The sequence below is a fragment of the Luethyella okanaganae genome, from assembly GCF_042660285.1.
In the GTDB taxonomy this organism is placed as follows: Bacteria; Actinomycetota; Actinomycetes; order Actinomycetales; family Microbacteriaceae; genus Luethyella; species Luethyella okanaganae.
In genome coordinates this window covers 53,967-80,412 of the sequence record NZ_JBHSTP010000002.1, presented here as the reverse complement: position 1 = coordinate 80,412, position 26,446 = coordinate 53,967, and the positions used below count along the sequence as shown (strand labels likewise).

The 26,446-nt window shown below is 66.8% G+C and carries 27 protein-coding genes and 1 pseudogene; 12 read left to right on the top strand and 16 right to left on the bottom strand.

Annotated elements, in window-relative coordinates; all coding sequences use genetic code 11:
• Positions 1-17: 17 nt before the first annotated feature.
• Genes ACFQB0_RS08060 through ACFQB0_RS08050 form a run of 3 tightly spaced genes read right to left on the bottom strand, consistent with a single transcriptional unit; the run spans position 18 to position 2,734 of the window.
• A complete protein-coding gene (locus tag ACFQB0_RS08060; protein WP_386729945.1) occupies positions 18-2,333 on the bottom strand; it encodes a heavy metal translocating P-type ATPase in 2,316 nt (771 codons plus the stop codon).
• Positions 2,334-2,358: 25 nt separating this feature from the next.
• Positions 2,359-2,529, bottom strand: a complete 171-nt coding sequence (locus tag ACFQB0_RS08055; protein ID WP_386729942.1) for a hypothetical protein — start codon at positions 2,527-2,529, stop codon at positions 2,359-2,361.
• Positions 2,522-2,734, bottom strand: coding sequence for a heavy-metal-associated domain-containing protein (locus ACFQB0_RS08050; protein ID WP_386729939.1), 213 nt, complete (start codon positions 2,732-2,734; stop codon positions 2,522-2,524). Before ACFQB0_RS08050 ends, ACFQB0_RS08055 begins: the two co-directional genes overlap by 8 nt.
• Positions 2,735-2,855: 121 nt before the next feature.
• On the opposite strand from ACFQB0_RS08050, the gene ACFQB0_RS08045 reads away from it, so the two are divergent.
• The 3 genes from ACFQB0_RS08045 to ACFQB0_RS08035 all read left to right on the top strand — a co-directional run bounded on the left by ACFQB0_RS08045 (position 2,856) and on the right by ACFQB0_RS08035 (position 5,508).
• Positions 2,856-3,098 carry a cupin domain-containing protein gene (locus tag ACFQB0_RS08045; protein ID WP_386729937.1) on the top strand — a complete coding sequence of 81 codons (243 nt, stop codon included), beginning with the start codon at positions 2,856-2,858 and terminating at the stop codon, positions 3,096-3,098.
• Positions 3,099-3,243: 145 nt separating this feature from the next.
• Positions 3,244-3,663 (top strand): Fur family transcriptional regulator, encoded by a 420-nt coding sequence (locus ACFQB0_RS08040; protein ID WP_386729935.1) that lies wholly within the window; start codon positions 3,244-3,246, stop codon positions 3,661-3,663.
• A 411-nt stretch (positions 3,664-4,074) separates the two neighbouring features.
• Positions 4,075-5,508 carry a catalase gene (locus tag ACFQB0_RS08035; RefSeq protein ID WP_386729932.1) on the top strand — a complete coding sequence of 478 codons (1,434 nt, stop codon included), beginning with the start codon at positions 4,075-4,077 and terminating at the stop codon, positions 5,506-5,508.
• Positions 5,509-5,748: 240 nt separating this feature from the next.
• On the opposite strand, the gene purQ is transcribed toward ACFQB0_RS08035, so the two are convergent.
• Together purQ and purS are read right to left on the bottom strand one after the other, a co-directional pair.
• Entirely contained in the window at positions 5,749-6,447 is a 699-nt protein-coding gene (purQ, locus tag ACFQB0_RS08030; RefSeq protein WP_386729929.1) for a phosphoribosylformylglycinamidine synthase subunit PurQ, read from the bottom strand.
• Positions 6,447-6,770: a phosphoribosylformylglycinamidine synthase subunit PurS gene (gene purS / locus ACFQB0_RS08025; RefSeq protein ID WP_386729927.1), complete on the bottom strand. Its 324-nt coding sequence runs from the start codon at positions 6,768-6,770 to the stop codon at positions 6,447-6,449. The genes purQ and purS overlap by 1 nt, the downstream gene beginning before the upstream one ends.
• A gap of 153 nt (positions 6,771-6,923) precedes the next feature.
• Here purS and ACFQB0_RS08020 point away from each other — a divergent pair, with 153 nt between their 5' ends.
• From ACFQB0_RS08020 to ACFQB0_RS08010, 3 genes are all read left to right on the top strand, one after another.
• A complete protein-coding gene (locus tag ACFQB0_RS08020; RefSeq protein ID WP_386729924.1) occupies positions 6,924-7,904 on the top strand; it encodes an ATP-binding cassette domain-containing protein in 981 nt (326 codons plus the stop codon).
• A gap of 23 nt (positions 7,905-7,927) precedes the next feature.
• Positions 7,928-8,770: an ABC transporter permease gene (locus tag ACFQB0_RS08015; protein ID WP_386731505.1), complete on the top strand. Its 843-nt coding sequence runs from the start codon at positions 7,928-7,930 to the stop codon at positions 8,768-8,770.
• 667 nt (positions 8,771-9,437) lie between these two features.
• Positions 9,438-10,979, top strand: coding sequence for a DHA2 family efflux MFS transporter permease subunit (locus ACFQB0_RS08010; protein ID WP_386729922.1), 1,542 nt, complete (start codon positions 9,438-9,440; stop codon positions 10,977-10,979).
• A gap of 173 nt (positions 10,980-11,152) precedes the next feature.
• Here the strand turns inward: ACFQB0_RS08010 and ACFQB0_RS08005 are convergent, their stop codons facing one another.
• The 3 genes and pseudogenes from ACFQB0_RS08005 to ACFQB0_RS07995 all read right to left on the bottom strand — a co-directional run.
• Positions 11,153-12,448, bottom strand: coding sequence for a kynureninase (locus ACFQB0_RS08005; protein ID WP_386731502.1), 1,296 nt, complete (start codon positions 12,446-12,448; stop codon positions 11,153-11,155).
• Between the two features lie 20 nt (positions 12,449-12,468).
• The gene (locus tag ACFQB0_RS08000; RefSeq protein WP_386729919.1) at positions 12,469-13,335 is read right to left on the bottom strand and encodes a hypothetical protein; all 867 of its coding nucleotides are present in this window, start codon (positions 13,333-13,335) and stop codon (positions 12,469-12,471) included.
• Positions 13,336-13,543: 208 nt separating this feature from the next.
• Positions 13,544-13,681: pseudogene (locus ACFQB0_RS07995) on the bottom strand (tryptophan 2,3-dioxygenase); the annotation flags it as partial.
• A gap of 439 nt (positions 13,682-14,120) precedes the next feature.
• Here ACFQB0_RS07995 and ACFQB0_RS07990 point away from each other — a divergent pair.
• Positions 14,121-14,798, top strand: coding sequence for a TetR/AcrR family transcriptional regulator (locus ACFQB0_RS07990; protein ID WP_386729916.1), 678 nt, complete (start codon positions 14,121-14,123; stop codon positions 14,796-14,798).
• A gap of 91 nt (positions 14,799-14,889) precedes the next feature.
• On the opposite strand, the gene ACFQB0_RS07985 is transcribed toward ACFQB0_RS07990, so the two are convergent.
• The 4 genes from ACFQB0_RS07985 to purD all read right to left on the bottom strand — a co-directional run bounded on the left by ACFQB0_RS07985 (position 14,890) and on the right by purD (position 18,972).
• The gene (locus tag ACFQB0_RS07985) at positions 14,890-15,759 is read right to left on the bottom strand and encodes a VOC family protein (RefSeq protein WP_386731500.1); all 870 of its coding nucleotides are present in this window, start codon (positions 15,757-15,759) and stop codon (positions 14,890-14,892) included.
• A gap of 264 nt (positions 15,760-16,023) precedes the next feature.
• Entirely contained in the window at positions 16,024-16,419 is a 396-nt protein-coding gene (locus ACFQB0_RS07980) for a VOC family protein (protein ID WP_386729914.1), read from the bottom strand.
• 249 nt (positions 16,420-16,668) lie between these two features.
• Positions 16,669-17,595 (bottom strand): phosphoribosylaminoimidazolesuccinocarboxamide synthase, encoded by a 927-nt coding sequence (locus tag ACFQB0_RS07975; protein WP_386729912.1) that lies wholly within the window; start codon positions 17,593-17,595, stop codon positions 16,669-16,671.
• 108 nt (positions 17,596-17,703) lie between these two features.
• The gene (purD, locus tag ACFQB0_RS07970) at positions 17,704-18,972 is read right to left on the bottom strand and encodes a phosphoribosylamine--glycine ligase (protein WP_386729908.1); all 1,269 of its coding nucleotides are present in this window, start codon (positions 18,970-18,972) and stop codon (positions 17,704-17,706) included.
• Positions 18,973-19,197: 225 nt separating this feature from the next.
• Between purD and ACFQB0_RS07965 the strand changes: the two genes are divergently transcribed.
• The 3 genes from ACFQB0_RS07965 to purF all read left to right on the top strand — a co-directional run bounded on the left by ACFQB0_RS07965 (position 19,198) and on the right by purF (position 21,747).
• The gene (locus tag ACFQB0_RS07965) at positions 19,198-19,557 is read left to right on the top strand and encodes a sterol carrier family protein (protein ID WP_386729906.1); all 360 of its coding nucleotides are present in this window, start codon (positions 19,198-19,200) and stop codon (positions 19,555-19,557) included.
• A gap of 276 nt (positions 19,558-19,833) precedes the next feature.
• Positions 19,834-20,163 (top strand): hypothetical protein, encoded by a 330-nt coding sequence (locus tag ACFQB0_RS07960; RefSeq protein ID WP_386729903.1) that lies wholly within the window; start codon positions 19,834-19,836, stop codon positions 20,161-20,163.
• Positions 20,164-20,175: 12 nt separating this feature from the next.
• Complete coding sequence (gene purF, locus ACFQB0_RS07955) at positions 20,176-21,747, top strand: amidophosphoribosyltransferase (RefSeq protein WP_386729901.1); 1,572 nt, start codon at positions 20,176-20,178, stop codon at positions 21,745-21,747.
• Between the two features lie 83 nt (positions 21,748-21,830).
• On the opposite strand, the gene ACFQB0_RS07950 is transcribed toward purF, so the two are convergent.
• Complete coding sequence (locus tag ACFQB0_RS07950; protein ID WP_386729898.1) at positions 21,831-22,445, bottom strand: zinc-binding alcohol dehydrogenase; 615 nt, start codon at positions 22,443-22,445, stop codon at positions 21,831-21,833.
• 49 nt (positions 22,446-22,494) lie between these two features.
• Between ACFQB0_RS07950 and purM the strand changes: the two genes are divergently transcribed.
• A complete protein-coding gene (purM, locus tag ACFQB0_RS07945) occupies positions 22,495-23,598 on the top strand; it encodes a phosphoribosylformylglycinamidine cyclo-ligase (protein WP_386729896.1) in 1,104 nt (367 codons plus the stop codon).
• Between the two features lie 342 nt (positions 23,599-23,940).
• Here the strand turns inward: purM and ACFQB0_RS07940 are convergent, their stop codons facing one another.
• Entirely contained in the window at positions 23,941-24,150 is a 210-nt protein-coding gene (locus ACFQB0_RS07940; protein ID WP_386729893.1) for a DUF3073 domain-containing protein, read from the bottom strand.
• A 147-nt stretch (positions 24,151-24,297) separates the two neighbouring features.
• Between ACFQB0_RS07940 and ACFQB0_RS07935 the strand changes: the two genes are divergently transcribed.
• On the top strand, positions 24,298-25,368 hold the full coding sequence (locus ACFQB0_RS07935; RefSeq protein WP_386729890.1) for an FAD-dependent oxidoreductase: 1,071 nt from the start codon (positions 24,298-24,300) through the stop codon (positions 25,366-25,368).
• A gap of 156 nt (positions 25,369-25,524) precedes the next feature.
• On the opposite strand, the gene crcB is transcribed toward ACFQB0_RS07935, so the two are convergent.
• Positions 25,525-25,893: a fluoride efflux transporter CrcB gene (gene crcB, locus ACFQB0_RS07930; RefSeq protein ID WP_386729887.1), complete on the bottom strand. Its 369-nt coding sequence runs from the start codon at positions 25,891-25,893 to the stop codon at positions 25,525-25,527.
• Positions 25,890-26,309 carry a fluoride efflux transporter FluC gene (locus tag ACFQB0_RS07925; RefSeq protein WP_386729884.1) on the bottom strand — a complete coding sequence of 140 codons (420 nt, stop codon included), beginning with the start codon at positions 26,307-26,309 and terminating at the stop codon, positions 25,890-25,892. Before ACFQB0_RS07925 ends, crcB begins: the two co-directional genes overlap by 4 nt.
• Positions 26,310-26,446: the final 137 nt, after the last annotated feature.

Genomic DNA, 26,446 nt, shown 5'->3' with positions numbered 1-26,446 from the left:
CGGTGAAAACATGACGGTCATGCGTTCTGGAGGGAGCGCGGAGCGGGAGTGCTCTGCGAGGCGGCACCGGTGGTGTCAGCGTGGGAGCGGAAGGATCGCAACCGCAGGCTGTTGCCGACCACGAAGACACTGGAGAAGGCCATCGCGGCACCAGCGAGCATGGGGTTCAGCAGTCCGATCGCGGCGAGGGGGATTGCCGCGACGTTGTAGGCGAAGGCCCAGAACAGATTCGTCTTGATGGTTCCGAGTGTGTGGCGAGCGAGGCGGATGGCATCCGCAGCGGAACGAAGGTCGCCGCGCACGAGGGTGAGGTCTGCGGCTTCGATGGCGACATCGGTGCCCGTTCCCATGGCCAGGCCGAGGTCGGCCTGAGCGAGAGCCGCCGCGTCGTTGACACCGTCGCCGACCATCGCCACGACCTTGCCTTCTGCCTGCAGGCGGGTGATCACATCGACCTTGTGCTTGGGGAGGACCTCGGCAAAGACCTGATCGATCCCAAGCTGCGCGGCGACTTCGCGGGCGACGGTCTCATTGTCGCCGGTGAGGAGCACCGGGGTGAGGTCCAGCTTGCGCAACTCAGCGATCGCTTCGGCGCTCGTGCTCTTGATCGCGTCTGCAACGACCAGCACACCGCGGGCGGCGCCATCCCAGGCGACCATGACCGCGGTCTGCCCCTTCGACTCGGCGTCGGCCTTGGCCACGCTGAGCTCCGGATCGATCGCGACGGCCCATTCGGCCAGCAATGTCTCCCTGCCGACGAGAGTGAGGTGGCCACCGACGACGCCCTGTACGCCCTTGCCTTCGATGTTCACAAAGGACTCGACGGTCGGCAGCGAGCCGATGCGCTGGGTGGCGCCCTTGGCTATTGCTTGGGCGATCGGATGCTCGGAGGCATCCTCGATGGCGCCCGCGATACGAAGCAGGAGCCCCTCGTCGATGTCGCCTAGAACATGGATCCCGACCAGCGTCATCTTGCCGGTGGTGACGGTGCCGGTCTTGTCGAGAACGATGGTGTCGATCTTGCGTGTGGACTCGAGCACCTCCGGGCCCTTGATGAGAATTCCGAGCTGGGCGCCCCGTCCGGTTCCCACAAGCAGGGCGGTCGGCGTGGCGAGCCCCAGCGCACACGGGCACGCGATGATGAGCACGGCCACCGCCGCGGTGAAGGCGGCTTCGACGGGGAAGCCTCCTCCGAGCCACGCGGCGAGGGTGGCGACGGCGATCGCTATGACGATCGGAACGAACACGCCGGAGACACGGTCGGCGAGACGCTGGACCTCGGCCTTGCCCGACTGCGCGTCTTCAACGAGCTTCGCCATCTGCGAAAGCCGGGTGTCAGACCCCACCCGAGTGGCATGCACCAGCAGCCGTCCGCCGGAGTTGACCGTGGCGCCGACTATGGGGTCGCCCTCTGAGACCTCGACAGGCACGGATTCGCCGGTGAGCATCGAGGCGTCGACGGCGCTGCGGCCGTCGACGATGATCCCGTCGGTGGCAACCTTCTCGCCCGGGCGAACCACGAACTCGTCGCCGACCTTCAGGTCTTCAATGAGGACACGGGTTTCCACGCCGTCCCGGATGACGGCGACATCCTTGGCGCCGAGCTCTAACAGGGCGCGAAGCGCGGCGCCGGCCTGTCGTTTGGACTGCTTCTCAAAGTAGCGACCTGCGAGCACGAACATCGTGACACCAGCGGCCACCTCGAGGTAGATGTTGGCGGCGCCATCGCTTGGTGCGATTGAGAGCTCGAAGGCGTGCGTCATACCAGGCATCCCGGCTGTGCCCAAGAAGAGCGCATAGAGGGACCACAGCAATGCGGCAAGGGTTCCAACCGAGATGAGGGTGTCCATGGTCGCGGCTCCGTGACGGAGGTTGGCGAACGCGGCCTTGTGAAACGGCCATGCGGCCCAGACGATCACCGGCGCGGCGAGGGCGAGGGACAGCCACTGCCAGTACGTGAACTGGAAGGCGGGAACCATCGCCAGCACGATTACGGGAGCCGAGAGAATGACGCTGCCGATGAGGCGGTGCCTGAGGGCGATGAGCTCGGTGTCTGGGCGCTCCTCGGAGTCGGCTTGCTTCGACCCCTGTGCTGCAGGCAGGCTTGCCGTGTAGCCGGTCTTCTCGATCTCGCCGATGAGCACAACCGGGTCGAATCCGGTGGGGACCGTGACCCGCGCCTTCTCGGTCGCGTAGTTGACGGTGGCGAGCACGCCGTCGAGCTTGTTCAGCTTCTTCTCGATGCGCATTGCGCACGATGCGCACGTCATGCCACCGATCTCAAGCTCGATGGCACCACCCGGTGTGAGGGGCCGAGCTGGGGGCGTCGTCATTGAAGGTCTCCTGAGTCTACGGTGGTCAATGGCCTGCGGAATCGCCGCTCATGTTTGAGTGGTCCATCGGCAGTTCCCAGCTCGCCGACCACTCAGCAGGGATGAGCAAGTGGGCGGCGGTGAAACTGGCCACGAAGACGATGGCCAGTCCCGCCGTGTAGAGCGTGAGCTTCAGAAGCGCGTTCATGTCAGCCACGTACCGCCGAGTAGCCGGCCTCCTCAACGGCGGCAGGCACTGCCGTGTCGTCGAGGTCGCTCTCGCTCGTGACGATGAGCGCTCCGCTTGCGTGAGAGACGTCAACGCTCTGAACACCGGCGATCTGGGCGACCTCTTCGCGGATGGACATCTCACAGTGTCCGCAGGTCATTCCGGTCACGTGGTAGGCGGTCGTCGTTGTCATGATCTTTTCCCTAATCTAATACGGGGGTAGGGTATTCAAGTTCTCTTGAACATAATACCCCTGGTGGGTATTGTTGCACGTGCTTTCAAGAAAGAATTCATGTCATCGAAGAGGCCAAGGATTGTCGTCGTCGGACGGGGGCGGCGTCTGGGAGGTGACGCCGGGCACCTTCACGAGCACCCGGGTCGGTTACCACAAGATGTGCCAGATCGTCGCGGGTTCGGCCACCATCGTGGAGCCCGATGGTCGCGGCTTCGAGATCTCGACGGGTTCGCTCTTCATTACGCCGGAGGGTTGGGAGGGAACCTGGACCGTGCACGAGACCCTGCGCGAGAGCTGGGTTGTGATCCCGCTTCTGCCGTAGGGAACGTGCCGAGCGGATGCGGGCGGGCTCGAAGGGCAAGCGTGCTGACGTGGTACGAGTTGGAGCGCCCGCTGTGAGGGGTGGTTCGAGGCGTCGGTGAGCCGATTCGTTGTGAGGGGCTCGCAACTGTTGTTAATCTGGTGGGATGGGCACAAGCTCCCCCTCTCCCGTGCCCCGCCTGCGATCGGTCGGGTTGCGGGTCACCGCGTTGCGGGTCGCCGTCGTCGAGTTGCTCTCCGGCGGCGGTCACCTGAGCGCTGAGGTGGTGTTCCAGCGGGTTGTCCAGCGACTTCCCGGCACCTCGCTCCAGGCGGTCTACAACGTGCTCGCCGTTCTCGTCGAGAACGGGATCGCCCGCCGGGTCGAGCCGGCCGGCTCGCCCGCACTCTACGAGCTGAGTCTCGGCGACAATCATCACCACCTCGTCTGCCGCGTCTGCCGCCGGGTCGTCGACGTGCCGTGCATGGTCGGCGCAGAGCCGTGCCTGACGCCGGGTGAGGCGCATGGCTTCTCTGTCGAGACCGCCGAGGTCACCTTCTGGGGCGTCTGCTCCGATTGCGCATGATCAGACTGCGCCTGCTCTGATTGTGCCTGAGCGAACCCGCCGCTGCGTGTGTGCGGTCTTCGCGCCGCCCGGCGCAGACAACCCGCTGCCTCACCATCTTATTTCTCTTGAATAATTCAAAACACCACGTAGCGTAGTAGTCATGACTTCACACGATCGGGATGGCGCGTACGGTTCTCCGAACGACGCAGGGGGCGAACTCGACCGGCAGCGGCTGGCCAGGGGATTCGCCGCTCGGCCCGCGAACAGCTCGCGAGTCGACACATCGCCTCCTGAACCGACAGGTCATCCGGACGATCCCGTCTCCGCGCCGCAGCGCGACCGCGCCAGGCAGGGAGTTCGTCCGGGCGAGATGCCTCAGCATCCGGATCGCCCGCCGGGCGGTCTCAGTCGAAGCACAGAAAGGCAGCAATGAGCGACCACACCACCACTCAGTCCGGGATGCCCGTCGCAAGCGACGAACGCTCCCTCACCGTCGGGGCCGACGGCTCCACGGTGCTGCATGACCAGTACCTCGTCGAGAAACTCGCCCAGTTCAACCGCGAGCGCGTTCCTGAACGGATCGTGCACGCCAAGGGCGGGGGCGCCTTTGGGCGCTTCGAGGTCACCGGCGACGTCACCGCATACACGCAAGCGGCCGTGTTCCAGCCCGGCGCGAGCTGTGAGACCCTCATGCGCTTCTCGAGTGTCGCAGGCGAGCAGGGCTCGCCCGACACCTGGCGCGACGTGCGCGGTTTCTCAGTGCGTTTCTACACCGAGGAGGGCAACTACGACATCGTCGGCAACAACACCCCCGTCTTCTTCGTGCGCGATGGCATCAAGTTTCCCGATTTCATCCGCTCTCAGAAGCGCCACCCCGGCTCCGGTCTGCGCGACGTGACCGCGCAGTGGGACTTCTGGACGCTCTCTCCGGAGTCGTCACACCAGGTCACCTATCTCATGGGCGACCGCGGCCTTCCCGCATCCTGGCGGCAGATGCCGGGGTACAGCTCGCACACCTTCCAGTGGGTCAATGCGGCCGGCGAGCGATTCTGGGTGCAGACGCACTTCCGGCCGGAGCAGGAACCGCATCTCAGCGGCGATGAGGCGGTCGTGATCGCGGGCGTAGACGCCGACTTCTATCGTCGAGACCTCTATGAGGCGATCGAGCGCGGCGATTTCCCCAGCTGGACGCTGTCTGTGCAGGTGATGCGGTACGAGGACGCCAAGAGCTACCGCTTCAATCCCTTCGATGTCACGAAGATCTGGCCGCACAGCGACTATCCGCTCATCGAGGTGGGCCGGCTCACCCTTGACCGCAACCCCGAGAACTTCTTCTCGGAGATCGAGCAGGCCGCCTTCTCCCCCGGCAACCTCGTTCCGGGCATCGGCCTGAGTCCCGACAAGATGCTGATGGCACGAGTCTTCGCCTATCCCGACGCCCAGCGTTACCGTGTCGGCACCAACTACAACCTGCTGCCGGTCAACGCCCCTCATGCGGCCCCCGTGCACAGCTATGCCAAAGACGGCGCCCAGAGGCACACCTTCAATCCGCCGAGCGTTCCCGTCTACGCGCCGAACTCCTTCGGAGGCCCCGTCGCCGATTCGCGCCGCGCTAGCGAGGTCGGTTGGGAGAGCGACGGCGAACTCGTTCGCGCCGCCGCCACGCTCCACTCCGAGGACGACGACTTCGGGCAGGCGGGCGCACTCTACCGGCATGTGTTCGACGACGCTGCGAAGGCCCGACTGCTCGAGACGCTCACCGGTCAGTGCATGCAGATCACCGACGACGGCGTGCGTGAGCGCTTCTTCGGCTACTGGACGAATGTCGACGCCGGGTTGGGGGCGGCGCTCCGCGCGGCCTGAGCACTCGCTGGAGATCCGCGGCTTTGGCCCCGCATGCAGCGGGGCCAAAGCCGCGGGCTCGCAGCTAACCCCGGGGTGATCCGGAACCCGACGTCGTCGATCCGGTGCCCTGGATAGCTGCTCCGGCGGCACCGTTCAGACGATCCATCCGAGTGTGTCCGTTTCCGACGAGAATCCCCGGTGTGCCGGCCACCCTCGTCGGAAACGGACACACTCGGGCGGATAGGCCAGGCGCGCGGCTCAGGCGTCGACGAGGGCGGTGCGGATGACGCTTGTGAAGAAGGTGAGGCCGTCGACGCCCGAGCGCATGGCGAGCTCCGTGTCGGGTCCGAAGCCCGGCTCGACCGCGTGCTCGGGATGCGGCATCAGCCCGACCACGTTGCCACGTGCGTTGCTGATGCCCGCGATGTCGTTGAGGGACCCGTTCGGGTTGAGGCCCGTATAGCGGAAGACCACCTGACCCTCGCCCTCGAGCCTGGCCAGCGTCTCGGCATCGGCGATGAAACCGCCCTCGCCGTTCTTGAGCGGGATGGTGATCTGCTGCCCCTGCTCGAAGCCCGAGGTCCAGGCCGTCGAGGTGTTCTCTACACGCAGTCCTTGGTCGCGGCAGATGAAGGTGCCGTGGTCGTTGCGGATGAGTCCGCCCTCGACGAGGCGCGCCTCGGCGAGCATCTGGAAGCCGTTGCAGATGCCGAGCACGGGCATCCCACCGCGGGCCGCGTCGATGACCTCGGTCATGATGGGCGAGAGGCTCGCGATCGCGCCGCAGCGCAGGTAGTCGCCATAGCTGAAGCCTCCGGGAAGAACGAGCGCATCGACGTCTTGCAGTTCGTGGTCGCCGTGCCAGAGGGCGACAGGCTCGGCGCCGGCGAGGCGGATCGCGCGCTGCGCGTCACGATCGTCGAGGGATCCTGGAAAGGTGACGACGCCGATACGCATCAGTGGGTCTCCCCGGCCGGTGCGTCGTAGCCGCCGGAGGTGTGCGCCGCCGCGAGGGCATCCGCCAGGTCGCCGGCGTCTCTGTAGTGGATGCCGACGACGTCTTCGATCACCGAGTTCGAGAGGATCTCGGCGGCGATGGCCTCGACATCGGCACGGACGGCGTCGTCGATCGGTCCATCGACGGTGATCTCGAAGCGTTTGCCGATGCGCACGCCCGCGAAGCGGTCCTTGCCGATGCGGGCGAGGGCGCTTGCCACGGCCTTGCCCTGCGGGTCAAGCAGTTCTGCCTTCGGCATGACTTCTACGACGATGGTGGGCACCGAGTATCTCCATCCGGAGTCGAGAGGGGCTGGATACCTCAGATTCTACCTGCCGCGCGAAAACGCCGCCGCCGCCGGTCCCGGCCACGGAGGACGCATCCGAGCGGTCATCCACCATTGCCCCTGTCGGCTGCAGGCGGTAGCGTCGCGCGCATGAACTTCATTCAGGCTCGAGGCCTGGTCAAGATCTACACTCCGAAAGGATCGGAGCCGGTGCATGCCCTCGACGGCGTCGACCTGGATGTCCGGCATGGCACGGTGCGTGCCCTGCTCGGCCCGAACGGGGCCGGCAAGACCACGATGGTCAAGGTGCTCACGACGCTCATCAAGCCGGACGCCGGCACTGCGACGATCAACGGCATCGACGTCGTCAGGCGCGGCCATGACATCCGGCCCATCATCGGGGTGTCGGGGCAGTACGCCGCCGTCGACGAGAACCTCACGGGGCTCGAGAACCTCGACATGGTCGGCCGGCTCTACCACCTGGGGGCACGCGCCTCGCGTCGGCGGGCGAGGGAGCTCATCGAGCTCTTCGACCTGACCGAGGCGCAGAATCGCCCGGTCAAGGGGTTCTCGGGCGGCATGCGCCGCCGTATCGACCTCGCCGGGGCGATCTTCTCACGGCCGCAGGTGCTCTTTCTCGACGAGCCGACGACCGGGCTCGATCCGCGCAGCAGGCTGAGCATGTGGGATGTCATCACGAGCCTCGTCGGCGAGGGAACGACCGTCTTCCTCACGACGCAGTACCTCGAGGAGGCCGACCGTCTCGCCGACGACATCTCGGTGATCGACGGTGGCAAGGTCATCGCGGAGGGCACGGCCGACGAGCTCAAGGCGCAGGTCGGCGGCCAGCAGATCGAGCTGACACTCGTCGACGACGCACAGTCGGAGACGGCGAGGGCGGTGCTCGAGCGTTTCGGCTCGGCGAGGCCCAACGCCTCGGCCGACGGACGGAACCTCTCTGTCGGCGTCAACGACGGGCCGCTCGCGCTCGAGCGCGTGCTCGGCGAGCTCAACCGGGGCGGGGTGCGTTTGCACGACGCCGGCATGCGGCGTCCGACGCTCGACGACGTGTTCCTCAAGCTCACCGGCCACCTGGCCATCGACGAGAACGGCGAGGAGGCGGCATCGTGACGACGACATCGACGACGACTGCGGTGGATCCCGCCGATCGACTGCCCCACGCCGCGGCCGTCAAGCCCTCCCTCGCCACCTGGCTGAACGATGGCTGGATCACCACGCGGCGCAACCTCATCAAGATCAAGCGCGTGCCCGACATCCTCGTCTTCACGACGTTGCAGCCGATCATGTTCGTGCTGCTCTTCACCTATGTGTATTCCGGGGTCATCAAGATCCCGGGCACGACGTACACCGAGTTCATCATGGCCGGGATCTTCGCGCAGACCGTGGTGTTCGGCTCGACCTATTCCGGCTCGGCCATGGCGCAAGACCTCAAAGACGGCATCATCGACCGGTTCCGCACGCTGCCGATGAGCTCATCGGCTGTGCTGATCGGGCGCACGAACGGCGACCTCTTCATCAACACGGTCTCGATGGCGGTGATGATGACAACCGGTCTCATCGTCGGCTGGCGAATCAACTCGAGCTTCTGGGAGGGGGTCGCGGGGGTCGCGCTCCTGCTGCTGTTCGCCTACGCCTTCTCGTGGGTGATGGCGTTCCTGGGGATGAGCGTGCGCAGTCCCGAGGTCATCAACAACGTCTCGTTCCTCGTGCTCTTTCCCCTCACCTTCATCTCGAACGCCTTCGTGCCGAGCGAGACGCTTCCGACGCCGCTGCGTATCTTCGCCGAATACAATCCCGTGTCGGCGCTCGTGCAGGCCGCGCGCGAGCTTTTCGGAAATGTGCCGCCCGGCACGCCGGAGTCGGATGTCTCGACCCAGCAGTACCCGATCGTGACGGTGCTCGTCGGCGTGGCCCTCATGCTGATCGTCTTCGTGCCGCTGTGCATTCTCAAGTTCGCCCGGGTGAGTTCGCGCTGAGCTCGTCGAAGCGCTTTCGGCTCAGGGCTCTCCGCGCCGAGGGGCGTGCATAGGAGACCGTTGCCAGCTCAAGCGACGAATAAGTGCCAGAGGCCTACGCGCTTCTCAGAAAGTTCTCAAGGCTGTCCTGCTGCAGCACCATGCTCGTGGGGCACATGTGGCTCGCGTGAATTTCTGGGGAGAGATCGGGCGCATGACAGAGAGAAATGAAGGGAAACGAATTTCTCTGTCGATTGAAGTCCTTGAGAAGCAGCTCGAGAACGTTGAGCAGACTATTCGCGTCAGCGCCAGGCCCATTGGGCTCACTGACTCCAATACACCCATTGTGGGGGTCTGGGGGCACGCCGCAATGGGTCCATCGACAGTGTTTCGATCTGACGCGCAATCCCGTTGCGTCGGGAAGGAAGCAACGGGTCTGTACGAATGACAGGGGCGACCCGGTCGCATGGCTCGGCTTGACCCGCCCACTCTCGACGTCGGCACGGCTTGCGGTGTGAGACGGTACCGAGTCCTCGAGACGGTGTCGGGGGCGAACGATAGCCTTGAGGACCGTGGTTCTTTTCAGGCTTTCAGCCGACGACGTGGTCGCAGCTGGTCGGGGCCTTTTGGCGGCCGGCTCCCGATGCACGTATAGCTCCCAATGCACGCACAGAACGAAGGAGTGACGATGGAAAACGTAACCAGACCCTGGCCGGCCTTATGGGCGCTCGTGTTGGGATTCTTCATGATCCTCGTCGACTCCACGATCGTCTCGGTGGCGAACCCCGCCATCCTCGAGGATCTCAAGGCCGACATCAACAGCGTCATCTGGGTGACGAGCGCCTACCTCCTCGCCTATGCCGTGCCGCTGCTCATCACCGGGCGACTCGGCGACCGATTCGGACCGAAACGGCTCTACCTGATCGGACTCGTCGTCTTCACCGCGGCATCCGCCTGGTGCGGTTTCGCCGGCGACATCGACGGCCTCATCCTCGCCCGCGTCTTCCAGGGGCTCGGAGCCTCCATGATGACTCCGCAGACGATGGCCGTGATCACCCGCATCTTCCCACCCGACCGGCGCGGTCAAGCCATGGGCCTCTGGGGCGCCGTGGCAGGCGTGGCCACCCTCGTCGGACCGATCCTCGGCGGAGTGCTCGTGGACGCCGCGGGCTGGGAGTGGATCTTCTTCATCAACGTTCCCGTCGGCGTCGTCGCCTTCGTGCTCGCTTGGCGTCTCGTGCCGACCTTGACGACCCACAAGCACCGCTTCGACATCCTCGGCGTCGTGCTCAGCGCCATCGGCATGTTCCTGCTCGTCTTCGGCATCCAGGAGGGCCAGAGCTACGATTGGGGAGTGATCTGGGGGCCGATCACGGTGTGGGGTCTCATCATCGCCGGAGTCGCCGTGCTGATCGGATTCGTCGTGTGGCAGGCGTTCAACAAGGGGGAGCCGCTGCTGCCGCTCTCCGTGTTCCGCGACCGCAACTTCTCGCTCTCCAATGTCGCCATCACGACAGTGGGCTTCGCGATCACGAGCATGGCCCTGCCTCTCATGTTCTACACCCAGATCGTGCGCGAGCTGACGCCGACGCAGTCCGCGCTGCTGCTCGTTCCGATGGCGATCCTCTCGGGTGGCCTCGCCCCCGTCGTCGGCAAGCTCGTCGACCGCACGAATCCCAAGTACATCGCCACCACAGGCCTGGTCTGCTTCGCGGTGGCGCTCGGATGGCTCGGAACCATCCTCTCGGCGGATGTTCCGCTGTGGATGCTGCTCTTTCCGATCGCACTGCTCGGACTCGCCAACGCCGGCATCTGGGCGCCGCTCGCCTCCACGGCCACGCGCAATCTGCCATCGCACCTCGCCGGCGCTGGTTCCGGTGTCTACAACACGACGCGCCAGTTCGGGGCGGTGCTCGGAAGCGCGAGCATCGCCGCGCTCATGCAGGCCCGCCTCTCGGCGGAGCTGCCGGGCTTCACCGAGGGCGGCGCGAGTGGTCCCGGAGCCGCAGGCGCGGCCCTGCCCGAGCAGTTGCATATGGGCTTCAGCGCCGCAATGGGGCAGTCGCTCCTGCTGCCGGCGTTCGTCGCCCTGCTCGGCGCCGTCGCAGTGGCCTTCTTCGCCAAGCCCAAGCGCAAGGACGGCTGGGCGGACGTCGCGACCGGGGCGGTGGATGCCGCTCCAACCCCCACCGCTCCGGTCGCCACCGCTCCGACTCCCACCGCGGAGTGACCGTTCCGTCTTTGCCGCACTCGCTACCCCTGCGGCCGTCCACCCTGCGGTCGTCCGCTACTCGTATGCGGGGCAGGCACGTCCGTATGGAGCGCGCACGGGTGTCTTAGGGGCTCGGCGCGATCGATCGGCTCGCAGCCGGCTCACAGTCCTCTCCCCGCCGGCACCGCGCCTCAGGCGAGTCCGGACTGCTCGAGCAGCACCCCCTTGAGGGTGTCGCGCACGGCGGCCATGCCCAGATACGTCTCCTCGAAACTCGTGCTGAGCGGCGAGAGCCCGATGCGCAGGCCGTGCGGATCGCGATAGTCGGGGATGACATCCCGCTCCCAGAGTCGACCAGTCACCTCCCGCATCGCCGGGTGATTGATCGTCACGTGCCCACCGCGGCGCGCGGCATCCCGCGGGCTGGCGATCGTGGCGCCGAACGGGGCGAGCCATTCGTCGGCGAGAGCGATCGTGAACTCGGTGAGCGCGATCGACTTGCCACGGACGGCGTCGATGCCGCACTCCTCGATCATCGCGATGGTGTCCTGCATGGCGAGCATGCCCACGATCGCGGGCGTTCCGCTCATGAACCGACGGATGCCGGTAGCCGGCACGTACTCCGGCCCCATTGCGAAGACGTCCTCGGTGCCCATCCAGCCCTGCACAGGTTGTGCGAGCACCTCCTGCAGATCGGCACGGACATAGCCGAAGGCTGGTGAGCCCGGCCCGCCGTTGAGGTGCTTGTAGGTGCAGCCGACGGCGAGATCGACCCCCCAGGCGTCGAGCTCGATAGGAACCGAACCGGCCGAGTGGCAGAGATCCCAGAGCACCAGGGCTCCGGCCGCATGTGCGATACGGGTGATCTCGGGCAGTTCGGCGAGATGACCGGAGCGGTAGGCGACATGGCTCAGCAGCACGAGCGCCGTCTGCGGCCCGACGATCGCTGCCACCTGGGCTGGGGTGACTCCGGCACTCGGGTCCGACTCGATCCAGCGCAACGTCATGCCGCGTTCCGCTGCGATGCCCTCGAGCACGTAGCGGTCGGTCGGGAAGTTGTCGGTGTCGAGCACGATCTCGGTGCGCGGGGTGGCCGAGCCGTTCCGTCGGCCGCCGACCCTGGCGTCGACGGCGGCACGCGCGAGCTTGTAGAGCATGACGGTCGTCGAATCCCCGACGAACGTCTGACCCGCGGCGGCGCCGAGAGCGGCATGTCCGAGAGCGTCGCCGATCGTGAGCGGCAACTGCATCCAGTCCTCGTTCCAGCCGCGGATGAGCCGCGAACCCCAGGCCTCGGTGAGGAACCGCCCGATGCGGTCGATGCTCGCGAGCGTCGGGCGCCCGAGTGAGTTGCCATCGAGATAGGCGACGACGGAGGCGGTCTCGCCCGTTCCGGCGGAGTCGTGCACTCCGAAGAATCGCCGACGGAAGTGCCCCAGGCCGTCGCTGCGGTCCATACGGCGGGCGAAGGCCCGGTGGGCGTCCATCCCGCCTGAGTGCGTCGGATTCATACGAGGGTCTCCTCCAGATAGTCGATCGTCGTCCCGCGTGCGGTCGCGAGCCAGCGTGCTGCGTCGTTCGCCGCCCCGGGCGGCTGCCCGGGGACCCAAGCGAACCGCGGGCCGATGGTCGAGGGATGCCAGGAGCCCGCGATGCTCGCGACGAGGGCGTCTCGGCTCAGCCCGGCGGCGGCGAGCGCCAGTAGCTCCCGCTCGTTCACGCCGAGGGAAAGCGGACCGTTGCCGAGATCTGTGCCGTAGAGCATTCCGCCGCCGAGGGCTGTGAAACGGCGCACGTTGTCGCTCGCGACCGAGAACTCCGGGGTCTGCTCGCCCCAGCCATGGATGTCGAGCGTCGAGATCCAGACCATGTCGGCACGTCTCATCTCCAGAAGGAGTCCATCGTCGAGCCGTTCGGAGAACGGCGCATGCGCGAGCATGGTGGCACCGGCGGCGAGAGCGCGAGCGGCCTGCCCGATGCCCTGTGCATGGGCGGCCACGGGTACGCCGTGTGCCTGGGCGGAGGCGACGACCGCTGCCGCGAGTTCGTCACTCGGCGTAGGACCGGCATCGCTGTTGAGGGTGAGTTTGATGACGGATGCGCCGAGCGACAGCTGCGCGGTGACTGCGCGTTCGACCTGCGCGACACCGGAGAGCTCCACGGTCGCTCCGGCAGGCGCCCACCCGCTCCATGCCGGATACCCGCCGACACAGCTCAGGAGGCCGCCGGCGATGCGCACCTCTGGCAGGGTCGAGCCGGGGTAGGCGCTCGCCGCGTGCCAGGCGGCGGCCACGGCGGGGATCCAGCCCAGGTCGACGACCGCCGTGATCCCTGCGGGCAGCAACGCCTCGGCGTCGATCAGGCCGAGGTGCACGTGGTGGTCGGTGAGACGTGGAAAGAGAGTCCCGGGGAGTTCGATGTCCGCTGTCGGTGGAACGGAGCCCGCGGGGGTGACCGCAGGGCGCAGGAGGCCGTCGCGCGCGACGAAGACGGTCGGTCCGCGCTATCCGCCCGCCCAGTAGTCCTCGGTCGAGATGAGCTGTCCCTCTTCGATCACCGCTGAACCTCGCGGTCTGGTCGTGTCACCTCGGTGCCCCGATCTCGGTGCGCACCGTGTAGAGCTCGGGGAAGGCGCTGAGTTCGAGCGTCTTCTGCAGGAACGCGGCCCCGCTGGGTTCCCCTGTTCCCGACTTCATGCCGATCGTGCTGCAACAAGAGCGGCTCATCGTGGCGTTCCGGCAGGCCGATGGTTCTCTGGGCGCTGGCAGGGTCGTGAGGTCGAGATGCCCGCTGTAGCCCATGCGCTCGCCGAAGTCGGCGGTGATGTCGGGGTCGAAATCCCGGGTGTCCTTCTCGACGGTCACCCTTGCCTCCTCGCATAGCGGCTCGGGCGGTCACTTCATGAAGCCGGCCTATTGCATCCTCGTGCCGATGCTATGCGATTGCAATCTCGGATCCGTGGGAGCGCGGGGTCCCTCGTACCGTGGTGCTGCATGCCGTGGCCTGTCGTCGAGTCGCCTTCGCGAGCTTTGTCTGCCCGACCGCCGTCGCGGTCGGGCAGACGGGCCGCCGAGTCCCCGGCGACCGGATCCTCCTACTTTCGGGTAAGCGGAGGATGTCCTCCTAATGTTAGCGGGGCGGCGACATAGACTTGAATCCATGAATGCACAGTCCGGCATGGATCCATGGCCGGAGCGGAGGCCTCTCAGGCGGGATGCCCAGCGCAACTATCATCGTCTGCTCGACGAGGCGCGCGTGGTCATGGCCGAGCAGGGACCGGACGCCTCGCTCGAAGAGATCGCCCGCCGCGCGAGTGTGGGCATCGGCACCCTCTACCGCCACTTCCCAACCAGAGACGACCTCATCCGGGCCCTCTACGACCGTGCGCTCGCCGAACTCGCCGACATCGCGCCCGAGGTGCTGGGAGCGCCGACGGCGTGGCAGGGGCTGGTGGTCTTCATCGAGCGCGTCTCCGAGTGGATCATCGCCGACCCCGGGTTGCCCGCGATCATGCAGCGCATGGCCGTGATCACCCCAGACTACCGGCCGGCCGGCCGCTTCGAGGAGCCGATCGCCGCGCTCGTGGCGCGCGCGAAGGCCGAGGGCGAGTTGCGGGCGGACGTCGATCCGGTCGACGTGACCGTGATCGTCACTATGCTCGGTTCGCTCGGACGCTACGGCGACGGCTACCGCGAGCATTGGCGACGTCAACTCGCCATCGTCCTCGACGGGTTGCGAGCGCCGGGGCACGAGCCGACCGAGCTGCCGGGCGTCGCGCTGCACGTCGACGACTTTCACCGGATCGTGCACGACGCGGAGCGGGTTTCGCCCGAGTGAAGGGGTTGCCTTGTCTTGCGCGACGACGGTGCCTCTCCCCAGGCCCTAAGCCCCGCGCGACGAGCCCGAGCGACGAGGCGCGCAAGAGAGCCTAAGCCGTTCGTACCACCACGCGGTTCGCCCAGGGGTCGTCGAAGCTCAGCATGCGCCCGTCGTCCCTGGTCTCGACGCCGTAGTGCCGCATCCGCTCGCCGAGCGCGCCGAGGTCGTCAGTGCCCGGCACGACGATGTCGACCTCGCCGAGACCCAGCGTGAGACGTCGTCTTCCGGCGCCCGAGCTGTTCCAGGTGTTCATCGCCATGTGGTGGTGATAACCGCCCGCAGAGACGAAGAGAGCCGAGCCGCCTATCTCCATCGTGGTCTCGAAGCCGAGCTTGTCGACGTAGAAATCGCGGGCGCTGGCGATGTCACCGACCGAGAGGTGCACGTGGCCGACGGCCGCGCCGCCGATGATGGGGTCTGCGATGCCCCCCTCCGTCAGGTGCTGCCGGAGGTAGGCGTTCGGGTCGAGGTAGAGGGTCGCCATCGTGATCGTGCCATGCGCCCAGCTCCATGCGGTGCGGCTGCGGTCCCAATAGAGCTCTATGCCGTTGCCTTCCGGATCGGTGAAGTAGAACGCCTCGCTCACGAGGTGATCCGCGCTGCCGATGAAGGTTCCCGGGTGCTTCGTGGTGACCGAGTATACGGCCGCGGCGAGCGCCGCCTGTGTCTCGAACAGGATGGCCGCGTGGAACAGGCCCGCCGCGCGTGGTTCGGGGGCGGTGAGTTGCGGAGCATGCTGGAGGATGACGATCGGCGTGGATCCGCGGCCGAGCACGGCAGAATCCGTCGCCTGGCTGATCAGCTGCAGTGTGACTGCGTCACGGTAGTAGTCGATCATGGCGTCGAGGTCGCCGACGCGCACGGTCACCGCACCCATCCCCGTATCCGGGGCGAGCACGTCATCGGCGGATCGGGTCATGAGTGCTTCAACGGATGCCGCAGCGGCGCTATTCCGCTGCGCTCCGCCGCCGGTCGAGCCCAGGCCGCCGGTCGAGCCCAGGCCGCCGGTCGAGCCCTGTCGGGACGGGGCCAGCGTGCGCGATGGGTTTCGCTGGTTGAGCGTGTCGAAATCGGCATGCGGGGCTCGTCGATTTTCGACAAGCTCAATCACCGGACGAGACACGCCCTGCTCGGCGAATCGTGCGGCCCGCACGCGCCGTTCGGCTGGGGCTCGTTCCTCGACTTACCCGACCAGGGTCCGTTCGTCCTGGTGCAACTGGATGAGGTTGCCGCAGGTGTCGTCGAAGATCGCCGAGACACCATACGGATCGCTCGTCGGTGCTCCGAGAAAGCGCACTCCGAGACCGCTGAGACGATCATACTCGGCCTGCACGTCGGGCACGCCGAGCACGATCGCGGCCATATCGCTCGCGTACAGTCCTTCCTTGTAGACCTTGGCGATCGGGTTGTCGCTCGGCTCCAGAAGCAGGCCGACGCCGTTCCGGTCCTCGGGAGACCGCACGATGTAGAGGAAGTACTCCGGCTTCACCATGAGCGGGTCGAAGCCGAGCACCGTCGTGTAGAACTCGAAGGCCGTGGCCGGATCGTCGACGTGGACACTGCACATCTTCACTCGCATAACGGAAGAATATGCCCGGCGCGGGTATTCCGTCATCAGGGTGTCGCCACGCGCTCACGACGTGAGCCCGCTCCTCGGCCGGTCGAGCCCACCGAAACGGACTGCGTGGGTCGGCGTCGGCCGAGGGTACCGAAACGGGACTGCCGCCTCGGTGATCTCGACGAGCTCGATCATCGGATACGGTGCCGGGATCACGGGGATTGATGCGCCCGTTCGCCGGTGGCCGTAGCCCGTATCGGGCGTGATCGCTCAGCTACGCGTCAGGCGCTCCAGCAGCTCCCGGTAGCGGGCGGCCGTCTGTGTCACGATCTCGGGTGGCAGCCTTGGCGGTGTGCCACCCTGGTCCCAGTTGGCGGTGAGCCAGTCGCGAACGATCTGCTTGTCGAAGCTCGACATGCGCTCCTCGGGCGTCGACCCCGAGGCGTAGGCCTCGGCATCCCAGTAGCGGCTCGAATCGCTCGTGAGCACCTCGTCGGCCAGGCGGACGACGCCGTTCTCGCGGTCGGCACCGAACTCGAACTTGGTGTCAGCGAGGATGAGCCCGCGGGCTTCGGCGATCGCCGAAGCCTCGCTGAAGATCCCGAGCGAGAGCGAGCGCAGTTGGCTTGCGACGTCGGCGCCCACGAGTTCGACGGTGCGCTCGTAGCTCACGTTCTCGTCGTGCTCGCCGAGCGGGGCCTTCCACGCCGGAGTGTAGATCGGCTCGGGCAGGCGGTCGCCGTTCCGCAGGCCGGCGGGCAGCGCGATCCCGCACACCGTCTGAGTGGACTGATACTCCTTCCAGCCGGAACCGGTCAGGTAGCCGCGTACGACGCATTCCACCGGATACATGTCGAGTGTGCGCACGAGCATCGCCCGACCGGCGACAGCCGAGGGGATGAGGCTCAATACGCCGCCGTCGAGAGTATGGTCGGCGAGCAGCTGGTTCGGCACGTCGAGCCGGTCGAACCACCAGAGGCTCAAGGTGGTCAGCAGTTCGCCCTTGCCCGGGATACCGGGTTCGAGCACATGGTCGAAGGCGCTCACCCGATCCGTAGCCACGACGAGCACCCGATCGCTCGTGGCGAGAGGGTCGCCCGTCCAACTGTCGTCGTCGGACATCGTCGTCGTCGGAACATAGAGGTCGCGCACCTTGCCGGAGTAGACATGGGTCCAGTCAGGGAGTTCGTCGGTCACCGCAACAGTCTACGGGCGGGACCGCTCGCGTCGTCTGCGTCGTCTCGTGGCCGTTCGCGCTACCCGGCGTCGCGCGCTGACCGAGAAAGACGCACGGATGATCGGTTGCTAGCCGGCGACGCAGGCCGCGATGTCGGTGCGGTACTGGGCGCCGTCGAGGTGGATGCGGCCGAGCGCGTCGTAGGCGCGCGCGCGGGCTGTCACGAAATCGGCGGCGACCGCGACGACGTTGAGCACGCGACCGCCCGTAGCGATGAGCGACCCGTCGGACTCGGCGGTCGCGGCGTGCGCGAGGTGTACGCCTTCGACGCCCAAGGCATCCTCGAGCCCTTCGATGGCACGACCGGTCACCGGGACGTCTGGGTAGTTTTCGCTCGCGAGCACGACGGTGACGCAGCTCTGTGCCGAGAACTCTGGGCGTTCCCGACCGGCGAGAGCACCCGTGGCCGCGTCGACGAGCAGGCCCGAGAGCGGGGTCACGAGACGCGGTAGCACGACCTGGGTCTCGGGGTCGCCGAAGCGTGCGTTGAACTCGATGACGCGGATCCCGGCAGGGGTGAGGATGAGCCCGCAATAGAGCAGCCCGATGAACGGGGTCTGCTCGGCGGCGAGCCGGCGCACAGTCGGCAGGGCGATCGTGTCGATGACCTCGTCGACGAAGGCCGTCTCACTGCCGAATCGCTCGTCGAGCCAGGGCAGCGGCGAGTACGCGCCCATGCCGCCGGTGTTCGGTCCGGTGTCGCCGTCGCCGAGGCGTTTGTAGTCCTGGGCAGGAGAGAGCGGCAGCACCGAGTGGCCATCGCTCAGGAAGAACAACGACACCTCCTGGCCGTCGAGAAACTCTTCGATCAGCACGCTGCCGTGTTGCAGCCACCGGGTCGCGTGCGCGATGGCGGCGTCCCGATCCCGACTCACGAGCACGCCCTTGCCTGCTGCGAGACCATCGGCCTTGACGACGTAGGGAGCGCCGAACTCGTCGATCGCGGACACGGCCTCGGTGAGAGTCGAGGCGCGCGCGGCACGGCCCGTTGGCACGCCGGCCTCGTCCATGATGCGTTTGGCGAACGTCTTGCTGCCCTCGAGCTGGGCGGCGGCCCTGCCCGGCCCGAAGGCGGGTATGCCACGGGTGCGCAGTGCATCGGCGACACCGGCGACGAGTGGAGCCTCTGGGCCGACCACGACGAGATCGATGTCATGCTCGATCGCGTAGTTGGTGACGGCCGAGGGATCCTCGATGTCGAGGGCGACGGTCGCGACGTCGGCCGCGATGCCTGCGTTTCCTGGGGCAGCCGTGATGTGGTGGCCCGCGTTCTCGGCGAGGAGCGCAGTGATGATGGCGTGCTCGCGTGCACCCGAGCCTAGAACGAGGATCCTCACCGCATCAGGCTAACGGATGCATCATCCGTACGGTGGTGAAAGTCGCTCGACCGGTGCGAGGTGCCCGTTCCCGGGCGTGGAACGTCCGCTCTCCGCGCGGGTCGACTCCGAGTGCGCTCCGGCGAACGCAGCTGACGGGGTCGTACCTGCTGTCGCGTCCCCGGGTGCACGCCGAGAGGCATCGCCGCCGCAGACAGCGACCGGGCGCTCGGGTAGCGTGATGGCATGGCCCGGTCACGCATCGACGACGCGCAGGGCACGGCGGCCGTGCGGGCGTGGCAGACCGGCGTGGCCGGTGCACGCCGCGACATCCTGGCCCTCGCCGTGCGCTACACCCTGCAACTCCTCGCCGAGAAGGCGCCGGGCAATGCCGTTGAGATGCGCGTTCCGCCATTCGGAGCGGTGCAGTGCATCGAGGGACCGCGGCACACCCGTGGCACCCCGCCGAACGTCATCGAGACGGATGCCGCGAGCTGGCTCGCCCTCGCCCTCGGCTCCCTGCCGTGGGCCGAGGCCGTCGCCTCCGGTCGCGTGCACGCCTCCGGCCAGCGCGCCGATCTCATCGGGCAGCTTCCGTTGCTCTAGCCATGTGCGGCAGACCCGCTCATGATGGCCTGTTGGTCAGGGTAGCGCTCCCGGGGCACTGAGTAGCGCGCAATACCGACCGTCGTCGACGTGCTCGGCCGCTGCCCAGCAGGACCGCTTGGTGACGGGCGTGTCGGGGGAGCTGTTTCGCGATCTCGATGAGGCCCTCCGCGACTGTTTCTGAAGTCCCTGTCATATCCAGAATCCGAAGGGCGTTCACGATGGCCGGCTGGAGGCTGATGGCCGGCCCCGTCCGATGGATGAGACAATGGACTCGTGAGCGATATCGAGAACGAACCAGAGGGAGCTGTCGACGAGGTCACCGCAGGCACGGTGATCGTCCGTCGTGCGCCCCGTTACTTTCGGTTCATGCTCGTCGGTGGCGTCGTCGGCGCGATCGTCGCTCTGATCCTCACCGTGGAGTTCCCCGAGAATTCGCAGTACGACAGGGGGCAGGTCTTCGGCTTCCTGCTCCTGCTGTGCGCCACCGTCGGTGTCGCGCTCGGCTCGCTCATCGCGCTCTGGATCGATCGCCGGGCGTCCCTGTCCCCTGCCACCGTCGTGGCGGATAGACTTGACGTGCATTCGAGCGGCAACTCACAGTAAGGGGACCTCGGCTTGGCCGGAGGCGACGGACTTCTCAGCCTGGATCTACTCCAGGGCGAAAAGGGCCCGCAGGATGCCTGCGGCGTCTTCGGAGTCTGGGCTCCGGGCGAGGAAGTGGCGAAGCTCAGCTACTTCGGTCTTTATGCTCTCCAGCACCGCGGCCAGGAGTCGGCCGGCATCGCCACGAGCGACGGCAAGAAGATCCTCATCTACAAAGACATGGGACTCGTCTCGCAGGTCTTCAACGAGACCGCGCTCAACACGCTCGTCGGCCACATCGCCGTCGGACACACCCGCTACTCGACGACGGGCTCGTCGAGCTGGCAGAACGCTCAGCCGACGCTCGGCCGCACGGCCGGCGGCACGGTCGCGCTGGGACACAACGGCAACCTGACCAACACGGCGGAGCTGCTGCAGCTCGTGCACGATCGCCACCCCGAGACCGATGGTGAACTCGCGCGTGGCAACACGACCGACACGGCCGTGGTCACTGCGCTTCTCCGCGGCGATCTCGACCACACCCTTGAGGCCACGGCACTCGAGGTGCTTCCGCGGCTCCGCGGCGCCTACTGCCTCGTCTTCATGGACGAGACCACGCTCTACGCAGCCCGTGACCCGCAGGGCGTGCGCCCGCTTGTTCTCGGCCGCCTCGAGCGCGGCTGGGTCGTCGCATCCGAGACCGCGGCTCTCGACATCGTCGGCGCGAGTTTCGTGCGCGAGGTCGAACCGGGCGAGCTGATCACGGTCGACGAGAACGGTCTGCGCTCGCAGCACTTCGCCGAGCCGAAGCCGGCCGGATGCGTCTTCGAGTACGTCTATCTGGCTCGTCCCGACACGGCCATCGCCGGTCGCGGCGTGCACGAGGCCCGTGTCGAGATGGGCCGACGGCTGGCTACGGAGCATGCGGTGGAAGCCGACCTCGTGATCCCGACTCCGGAGTCGGGAACCCCGGCAGCCATCGGCTACGCACAGGCCAGCGGCATCCCCTTCGGACAGGGCCTCGTCAAGAACTCCTACGTCGGCCGCACCTTCATCCAGCCGTCTCAGACCATCCGCCAGCGTGGAATCAAGCTCAAGCTCAATCCGCTCAAAGAGGTCATCAGGGGCAAGCGTCTCGTCGTCGTCGACGACTCGATCGTGCGCGGCAACACCCAGCGCGCGCTCGTCTCGATGCTGCGCGAAGCCGGTGCCGCCGAGGTGCATGTGCGCATCTCGAGCCCGCCCATCACTTGGCCGTGCTTCTACGGCATTGACTTCGCCTCCCGTGCGGAGCTCATCGCGACAGGTCTTGGTGTCGACGAGGTGCGCCAGTCGATCGGGGCGGACTCGCTCGGCTACCTCTCGCAAGACGGCATGATCGCCGCGACGGAGCAGCCGCGCGAGCGGCTGTGCACCGCCTGCTTCACCGGCGAGTACCCGATCCCACTGCCGGAGGCGCAGCATCTGGGCAAGAACCTGCTCGAGCGCACGCCATCTTCCAACGGCTGCGATCCGGGTCCGGATGCCGATCTCGAGGGCATGCTCGAGACGACGCCGGCGTCGGATGTCGCACTCGCCTTCGGCGACCCCGGTCGCCAAGAATAACTGCTCGCGCGTCTGCTCCTGAGCACACTGATGGCTTGATGGCTCGAGGAACGAGCAACCGAAGCCTCCCTGCCCTGCGCCGCTCAGGCGATCTCGGAGATGATCGGCCGCAACGCCGTGGCGTAGGCCGTCGCGTCGTTGCGGAGCGAGTCCGTCACGGCGACCGTCGAGTTGCCGATCCACCACGCGCCCCGCTCGGCGAGCGGCAGCACCTCGACGTTGAGCTCGAAGGCGTGGGCGCGTCGCCCGGTGGTGCGTTCGTGCTCGGCGACGAGCCCGGCATAGGCGAGATACTGCGAACCGTGTGGTTCCGTGGCGCGCGAACTGAACTGTTCGTGCGTCGTCCTGGTCCATTCCTCTGCGGCGGCTGCGAATGGCACGATCGCACGCCTGAGCAGTTCGGCCCCGCCGATCGGCAACGCGATGTCGAAACCGAACTCCTCGACGAGTTCGAGGGGAACGAGCGAGGGATGCCGTTCCGGCTCGATGGCGGTGAGCCACCAGCGTTCCCACTGCGCGTCCAGCTCCTCCTGCTCCTCCGGGGTCAGAACGAGGCCTTCGCCGGCGCGGACATCCCGCAGCCGAGGCAATCCCAGCGGCGTCTCGATCGCGAGCGCGTCGCGCAGATAGAGCGCGAGGAGGATCTGGCGACTCGCATCTTCGCGAATGGTCCACGATCCTGCACCGGAGGCGTGCATGACGCCAGTGTAATCGGCGGGCCGGGCGTTGCGCCGGTAACCTAGTGAAGTGACCGAAAACTCCTATGCCGCCGCCGGTGTCGACACCGCCGCAGGCGACCTCGCGGTCGAACTCATGAAGGCGGCCGTGGCCAGGACCCACGGACCGAACGTGCTCGGCGGCGTCGGCGGTTTCGCTGGTCTCTTCGACGTCTCCTTCCTCACCTCCTATACGCGTCCATTGCTCGCGACCTCGACCGACGGCGTCGGAACGAAGGTCGCGATCGCCCAGGCGATCGACAAGCACGACACGATCGGTCAAGACCTCGTCGGCATGGTGGTCGACGACATCGTCGTGGTCGGTGCGAAGCCCCTGTTCATGACCGACTACATCGCGTGTGGCAAGGTCGTTCCGGAGCGGATCGCCTCGATCGTCGCCGGTATCGCGCAGGCCTGTTCCGACACTGGCACTGCGCTCGTGGGCGGCGAGACGGCGGAGCATCCGGGTCTGCTCGGAGCCGAGGACTACGATGTCGCCGGTGCGGCCGTCGGCGTCGTCGAGACGGATGCCTTGCTCGGGGCACAGCGCGTGCTGCACGGCGACGTCGTGGTCGCGATGGCCTCGTCCGGCCTGCATTCCAACGGTTACTCGCTCGTTCGTCATATTCTCGCGCAGCGTGGCATCGGCTATACCGATCACTCCGCTGAGCTCGGTGGCGTGGTCGGTGAGGTGCTGCTAGAACCGACCCGTCTCTACACCGGACCGCTTGTGCGTCTGCTCGACGATCCAGCAGTCGGGGGCGCCGTGCATGCTTACAGTCATGTGACAGGTGGCGGGATCGCCGCGAATCTCGCGCGCGTGCTCCCTGTGGGCTCCTGGGTCGAACTCGACCGCTCGAGCTGGTCGCCGAGCCCGGTCTTCCGGGTGCTGAGTGACTTCGCCGGTGCCACGCTGGAGAGCACTGAGGGCACCTGGAATCTCGGAATCGGCATGTTCGCGGTCGTCGCCCCGGATGCCGCGTCGAGCGTGATAGCCCGACTCGAGGCGGAAGACATCCATTCATGGGTGGCCGGTCGTGTCTCGACGAGCCCGCGTGATCTCGGCGGTTTCGAGCAGGGTGCCAAAGGCGTCGATGGTGGAGCAGTGCGTCTGGTCGGGGCATACGCCTCGTAGTCGGGGCCTGCGCCTATTCAGTGGTGCACAGCTTCAATGGTGCACATCGTTGCCCGTCGCGCCGATCTGGATGCCCGATCTGGATGCCCGATCTGGGTTGCCCGTCCGTCCGTGCCTAACTCAGGCGGTTTTCGGATCTAGTCGGAAACGTGTCCGCACCGACGGTGACGGCTCCGCTCCTCGCCGAAATCTGCCTGAGTTGTGAACACTGGAGTCGATCTGCGATGACGCTACGCTCTCGCGGGAGCGGATCGAGGAAGGCCAGGAGCGCCGCCAGCATCGATGCCCGCAGGATCGATGCCCGCAGGATCGATGCCCGCAGGATCGATGCCTAGTGGGTGGCTAGGCGCGCTTCTGCTCGTCCTCGGGGGCGTAGTGGTCTTCGTACTCGTCGGCTTCGTACTCCGGCCATTTGGCCAGGTCCTCGTCGAGACGGTTGTCACCGTGGTTGGTGAGCTCTCGCTCGAGCGCGCCATAGTTGGTGTCAGGGCTGAAGTACTTCAGCTCGCGAGCCACCTTGGTGTGCTTTGCTTTTTGACGGCCGCGCCCCATGCGAGACCCCCTTACGATGCCAGGCCGGGTACGTGGCGAACCCGGGATTTACCGAACGGACAGTGTGAAAACTAGCCGCTAGTTTAGCATGTAGGGCTCCCTGCCCCGATGGGCGCTTCGCGGGTCGATGTGCTGGGATGAGGTGTGATGTCAAGCGACCAGATCGTCAAGGTCGTCGTCATCGGCGCCGGACAGGCCGGACTCTCCGTCGCGTACTACCTCAGGCGCTTCGAATTGGAGGCCGGAAGCGATTTCGTCGTCTTCGACCGTGGGCCTGGTCCGGGTGGCGCCTGGCAGCATCGCTGGGAGTCGCTGCGTCTGGGCACTGCGCACAAGGTCAACGATCTGCCAGGAATGTCGGAGCTTGGACTCAGCTTCGAGACCGCGGATCGTGCCTGGCCGGCGAAGGAGATCGTAGCGGCGTACTACGGGAGCTATGAGCAGCATTTCCAGCTGCGCGTGCAGCGCCCGGTTGCGGTGACGGCCGTCGAGAACCGCGGGGCGGACCTGCTGGTGCGGCACAGCCGCGGCGAGACGATTACGCAGATCGTCGTCAACGCGACGGGCACCTGGGGAGCTCCCTTCGTGCCCTACTACCCGGGGATGAACACTTTCGAGGGACGGCACGTCCACACGGCTGACTACGTCTCGGCCCAGCAATTCCGGGGTCAGAATGTCGTGGTGGTGGGTGGGGGAACCTCGGCGATCGGGTTCATGCTCGAACTCGAGGATGTTGCCGCACAGCTCACGTGGGTGTCGCGACGGCCGATCGACTGGCTCGACACCCAGGAGCTCGACGTCGAGGGCGCGTCTGCCGCCGTCGCGATGCAAGACGAGGCCGCACGTTCCGGGCGGGCGTTGCCGAGCATCGTGAGTGGCACAGGGGTGCCGAAGAGTCGCCGCATCGCCGCGGGCATCGCGCGCGGCCTGCTGGTCGCCAGACCTATGTTCGACCGGATAGAACCGGATGGGGTTCGCTGGTCGGACGGCACATTCGCGCCGGCGGATGCCATCGTCTGGGCGACCGGCTTCCGGCCCGAGCTGCGCCAGCTCTCTCCGCTCAAGCTGCGCGAGAAGGCGGGCGGTCTCACAGTGGCCGCCGGAGCCTCATGGACGGATCCGCGCGTCTTCCTCGCCGGTTATGGGCCGCAGGCGAGCACGATCGGCGCGAGCCGGGCCGGGCGCATGATCGCTCGCCAGATCATGGCGATGATGTGAACGCCTTTCGCGATTCGGGCCGAGGTCACGCGAAACGCTGAAACACGGATGGCGCAGTCAAGTGGTGTGCGGCGCGGGGCTTCTAGGCTGCCTCGAGCAGTTGAGCAAGCCGTTGGGCGGGGGTTTGCAGATCGAGTGCGGGGGCCCGGGGGCGTCTCAGCGTGCGATCAGGTAGGCGGTCGCCGTGACGATAATGCCGAGTGTGAGAGTGAGCCCGGCGTTCAGCAGGGCGGCGCGCCAGCGGCCGCTGGCGACGAGCTCGATGGTCTCGACGGTCCACGTGCTGAAGGTGGTGAGCCCGCCGCAGAGGCCGGTGAGCAGAACGAGCCGCCACTCGGGCGAGAGAGCAGCCCGTTCGGCAAGGCCGAGGACGCCGCCGCCGACGGCCGAGCCGAGCAGGTTCACGGACAGGACGCCCCAGGGCAGATGCCTGGCGCGCACCGGGAACGCGCGAGCGAGCAGGTAGCGCGCGACTGCCGCGAGGGAGCCGCACGCGAGCACGGCGACGACAAGCCATCCGTTCACAGCGTGCTGCCCTCATCCGTGATCTCGCTCGGCAACGGGCGATGGGCGATGTGGGAACCCGCCCAGAGTCCCAGGGCCGCCGCGCCGAAGCCGAGCACGATGCTCACGCCTGCATAGCCGGCGGCGAGCCAGAACAGGCCGGCGGACGTCTGGGCGACGAGTGAGACCATCACAGCCGAGAATGTCGTGAAAGAGCCGAGCAGACCCGGACCGATACCAGCCTTCACCCAGTGCGGCACCGAGGGTCTGGTCCAGAGGCCGCCGACGAGCCAGCCGAGCGCGAGGGCGCCCAGGATGTTGATCGCGAGTGTCGACCAGGGGAAGTCGGCGTCTCCGTGTGGGAGTGCGGTGTCGAGGGCAAGCCGCAGGCCGGTGCCGATGGCGCCCCCGAGCAACACTCCGATCAGCGCAGGCATGATGCCCAGAATAGCGTTGTCGCGACGGACGTCGATTCTTCGAACCGCTCCGCGTTCGGTGGGCTGTGCTTATGGGCGTGGGTTCGTGGGTCTGTGGGTTCGAGCTTGTGGGCCTGAGCTTGTGGGCCTGAGCTACT